Consider the following 4,270-nt stretch of genomic DNA (forward strand, 5'->3'; position numbering starts at 1 on the left):
GTTGGATTTATATTCAATAGGAGAAAAAGATGTAGAATTTTGTCTTACAGTCCCCGTTTACTTTTCATTTCATTACATATAGGCTTTGTGGTGTAAGGGGGACATTGCCTTTACACAAAATCTATAAGGAGGTCATTGTAATGAAACAGATTAAAAAGTTTGCGGGAGTTGCTTTAGCGGGGACGATTGGATTAAGTGGACTACTGTTTTTAGAACCAAGTGTAAGCGTTGCGGAAGCACAGCAAGTGAGAGTGGAAAATTTCAATACAATTGATGTAACGATGAATCTAAATGAATTGTATGTATTAAGTGGCAGAAGTATTGATATTCTTTCTGGAGATAAAGAAGCAATTCAGTTAAATAAATACACAATTAGTTTTAATAAACCTGGGAAGTATGTGATTAAAGTAAATGGCTGTATTTATGATGATGTATATACTTTTATTGTAAATGAGTAGTATATATTCTTAAATTGCGAGATAAAAACAGAAACACCCTATTTGCGATGAGAGTCGTAAATAGGGTGAATTTATTTGTATTAAGCTGTACTTTAAATATGTTCACTAATTTTCTTTTTGTTATGTAAAGTATGTAAAAGTGTTAACAATGTAAATGAAATATACATCTTCACAGTCAAAAAAGTTAAAATATTTCGTTTTAAGGATTATAATGGAGGGAGAAACATAAAAGGGAGTGAATGAACTTGAAACAAGAACTTATTGAAAGATTTACGAGATATGTAAAAATTGATACGCAATCAAATGAAGAAAGCCATACAGTACCAACAACACCAGGACAAATTGAGTTTGGTAAGTTATTAGTGGAAGAGCTAAAAGAAATTGGTTTAACAGAAGTAACGATGGATGATAATGGCTATGTAATGGCAACACTTCCAGCTAATACGGACAAGGATGTTCCTGTAATCGGATTTTTAGCCCACTTAGATACGGCAACAGACTTTACAGGGAAAAACGTCAAACCACAAATTCATGAAAATTTTGATGGTAATGCAATTACGTTAAATGAAGAGCTAAATGTTGTGTTAACACCAGAGCAGTTCCCGGAATTACCATCATATAAAGGACATACCATTATTACAACTGATGGTACAACACTTCTAGGAGCAGATGATAAAGCTGGTCTTACAGAAATTATGGTTGCAATGAACCATTTAATACATAATCCGCAAATTAAGCACGGGAAAATAAGAGTAGCATTTACACCGGATGAAGAAATTGGTCGTGGGCCAGCGCATTTTGATGTAGAAGCGTTTGGTGCATCATTCGCTTATACGATGGATGGAGGTCCATTAGGTGGTTTAGAGTATGAAAGTTTTAATGCTGCAGGTGCTAAGTTAACGTTTAACGGAACGAATACACATCCTGGAACAGCGAAAAATAAAATGCGCAATGCTACTAAACTAGCTATGGAGTTTAACGGGTATTTACCAGTAGAAGAGGCGCCAGAATATACAGAAGGCTATGAGGGATTCTATCATTTACTTTCTTTAAATGGTGATGTTGAGCAAAGTAAAGCGTATTATATTATTCGAGACTTTGATCGTGAAAATTTCGAGGCACGTAAAAATAACGTTAAAAATATTGTGAAGACTATGCAAGAAAAATATGGCGAAGATGCAGTCGTTTTAGAAATGAATGATCAATACTATAACATGCTTGAAAAAATTGAACCGGTAAGAGAAATTGTTGATATTGCATATGAAGCAATGAAAAGTTTAGACATTGAACCAAATATTCATCCGATTCGTGGAGGCACAGATGGATCACAATTATCATATATGGGATTACCGACGCCGAATATTTTCACTGGTGGTGAAAACTATCACGGTAAATTTGAGTATGTTTCGGTAGATACTATGGAAAAAGCTGTTCAAGTTATTGTGGAAATTGCAAGACGTTTTGAGGAGCAAGCTTAAAAAAGAACCAAGTAGTACGAATGTGCTACTTGGTTCTTTTAATATAGTACTCGCCACAAATAAAAAGTCGCATAAGACTCCCAATTAGCCCAGTTTGCCGCGAAATCTTTTATTTCATTTTTAGTCGGTTTATTTTCGGAGCCTGTTATAAATTTAATTGCATTATGCAGACCAACATCATCAATTGGAAAAGCTGAAGGAAATCTTAAACAACGCATTAAAACATAGTTGGCAGTCCATGGTCCTATACCATGGATAGCGGTTAATTGTTTCTCAGCAACCTTTACATCTTGTGTTTGCAGTAAATCCTCTTTTGATAGTTTTCTCTCTGTAATAAGCTTCGCAATACCGATTAAATATTCACATTTTCTAGTCGTCATTTTTAATTGTTGGAGATCTTCTACATGTAGATTTGCAATTGTTTCAGGTAATGGGAATATCCAATGCTTTCTACCGTCCCATTCTACATAACTGCCAAATTGCTCAACTAATCTTCTTTTTAGCGTATAAGCATATGTTAAGTTAATTTGTTGACCGATAATTCCCCAGGAAAGTGCCTCAAATAAGTCTGGAATACCTAAAGTACGAAGGCCATAATATTGTTCAATTGGTCCTTGAAGGAGTAAATCATGTTTAGCTAATGTATAAAAGGGAGCTAAATCAGTAGTTAAATCAAACCATTCTTTTACATAGTTAGCTACAGTTTCACGTATCGATTTTTCAGATGTATATGATTCTTCTAAACAACGTATTTGAATATTGCCATCTGTATTCACACTAATTTCAACTAAAGGATTTACATCTTGAACAGGGATAACTTTATAAATTTTGTTATCTTCAATATGAAACATACATTCATTGTTAGAACGTGATAGATAACGTAAATTTTCTTGGAAACAAAATTCTTTTGGAACTACTATAGATAATGCGCTATTATATTCTGCTGTCATATGAATTCCACCTGTAACTTTTCTAATGTAAGCAATTTTTTCTTCATTTCTAATCCACCCCTAAATCCGGTTAGTTTCCCATTCTTCCCAATAACACGGTGACAAGGAATAGTAATAAGGAGAGGGTTAGCAGCAATAGCAGAAGCAACGGCGCGCACAGCTTTAGGTTTTTGAATTCTTTCAGCAATTTCTGTATAAGAATATGTCTTTCCATAAGGAATTTCACGTACCGTATTCCAAACAGATAATTGAAAATTAGTTCCATAAGCATCGATAGGAAATGTAAAAGTTTCTCGCTTATTTTCTAAATACTCGATAACTTCTTGCGTATATATTTGCAAGTAATCTGGACTATGAATCAATATATGTTGGGGCAGTTTTTTTCTAGCCCATATATTTAATTCTTCAAAGTTTTCGTCTTGTGATCCAATGAAACATAGTCCATTTTCAGTTGCAGCAATATGAAATCGCCAATTTTTATGTGTAAGTAGCGTCCAATATATATAATTATTTTTGTAGGAATTCATTATCGTATCCCTCTTTCATTTCGTTCTTTTTTCGATATTCAGTAGGAGTAAATCCGGTTTTCTTTTTAAATAAAGTTGCGAAATACTCTGGGTTTTCTATCCCGACAGCAGTACTAATTTCTTTAATAGATTGATTTGTGTGTAAAAGGTATTTGGTTGCTTTAAGAACCCTGAATTGTTGTATATATTCTATAGGAGTTAGCCCTATTATTCTTTTGAAAGTACGCTGTAAATGAAAAGGGCTACCGTGACACATTTCCGCAAGCATGTCGAGAGTTAAGGATTTGTCATAATGCTTTTCGATATAGTCTTTAATTTGTTCTACCCACTCTTCATTAGGTAAAGTGATCCCATTTGGCTTACAACGTTTGCACGGGCGAAAGTTTTCGCTTAATGCTTGCTCTGCATGATGAAAAATTCGTACATTGTTTCTATTCGGTATTCTTGATTTGCATGATGGCCTGCAAAAAATTCCAGTTGATTTCACAGCATAAAAGAATTTGCTATCATAGGAAGAATCGTTATGAATAATTGCTTGCCAATACTCATTTGTTAATATAACTCCTTCATTGTGCAAAGAACATCACCTCTGAAATTAGTATAACCTGAATAAAGTGCGTATGTATGTATTCATAAATGTAAGAGCAAGATTACAAAGGTGAAAATATCGGATGGCGTTTAGATTATTTTGTTGTTTCGGAAAGAATGAAAGACCAAATAACAGAAGCGAAAATTAATAGTGAAGTGATGGGATCAGACCATTGTCCAGTTGAATTGCATATAAATTTCTAAAAAAAGAAGTATCTCCCTAATATTAGGGAGATACTTCTTTTTTTAATTCAGTTTGTTAAAATTTT

Annotated in this window: 5 protein-coding genes and 1 pseudogene; 3 read left to right on the forward strand and 3 right to left on the reverse strand. The window is 33.7% G+C overall.

From position 1 onward, the window contains the following. The first annotated feature begins 140 nt into the window (after positions 1-140). The gene (locus ACQGSG_RS27020) at positions 141-458 is read left to right on the forward strand and encodes a hypothetical protein (RefSeq protein WP_000809497.1); all 318 of its coding nucleotides are present in this window, start codon (positions 141-143) and stop codon (positions 456-458) included. Positions 459-703: 245 nt separating this feature from the next. Continuing rightward, complete coding sequence (pepT, locus tag ACQGSG_RS27025; protein ID WP_000807014.1) at positions 704-1,936, forward strand: peptidase T; 1,233 nt, start codon at positions 704-706, stop codon at positions 1,934-1,936. 38 nt (positions 1,937-1,974) lie between these two features. Here pepT and ACQGSG_RS27030 read toward each other — a convergent pair whose 3' ends face one another. Genes ACQGSG_RS27030 through ACQGSG_RS27040 form a run of 3 tightly spaced genes read right to left on the reverse strand, consistent with a single transcriptional unit; the run spans position 1,975 to position 3,990 of the window. Next, a complete protein-coding gene (locus ACQGSG_RS27030) occupies positions 1,975-2,886 on the reverse strand; it encodes a DNA glycosylase (protein ID WP_000123511.1) in 912 nt (303 codons plus the stop codon). Further along, positions 2,883-3,413, reverse strand: a complete 531-nt coding sequence (locus ACQGSG_RS27035) for a methylated-DNA--[protein]-cysteine S-methyltransferase (RefSeq protein ID WP_001089839.1) — start codon at positions 3,411-3,413, stop codon at positions 2,883-2,885. Before ACQGSG_RS27035 ends, ACQGSG_RS27030 begins: the two co-directional genes overlap by 4 nt. Continuing rightward, the gene (locus ACQGSG_RS27040; protein WP_325843033.1) at positions 3,394-3,990 is read right to left on the reverse strand and encodes a bifunctional transcriptional activator/DNA repair enzyme AdaA; all 597 of its coding nucleotides are present in this window, start codon (positions 3,988-3,990) and stop codon (positions 3,394-3,396) included. Before ACQGSG_RS27040 ends, ACQGSG_RS27035 begins: the two co-directional genes overlap by 20 nt. A 77-nt stretch (positions 3,991-4,067) precedes the next feature. Between ACQGSG_RS27040 and ACQGSG_RS27045 the strand changes: the two are divergent. Continuing rightward, a pseudogene (locus ACQGSG_RS27045) lies at positions 4,068-4,205 on the forward strand (exodeoxyribonuclease III); the annotation flags it as partial. Between the last annotated feature and the right edge of the window lie 65 nt (positions 4,206-4,270).

It is taken from the genome of Bacillus sp. GMa5/1 (assembly GCF_050172015.1).
Taxonomy (GTDB): Bacteria; Bacillota; Bacilli; order Bacillales; family Bacillaceae_G; genus Bacillus_A; species Bacillus_A cereus.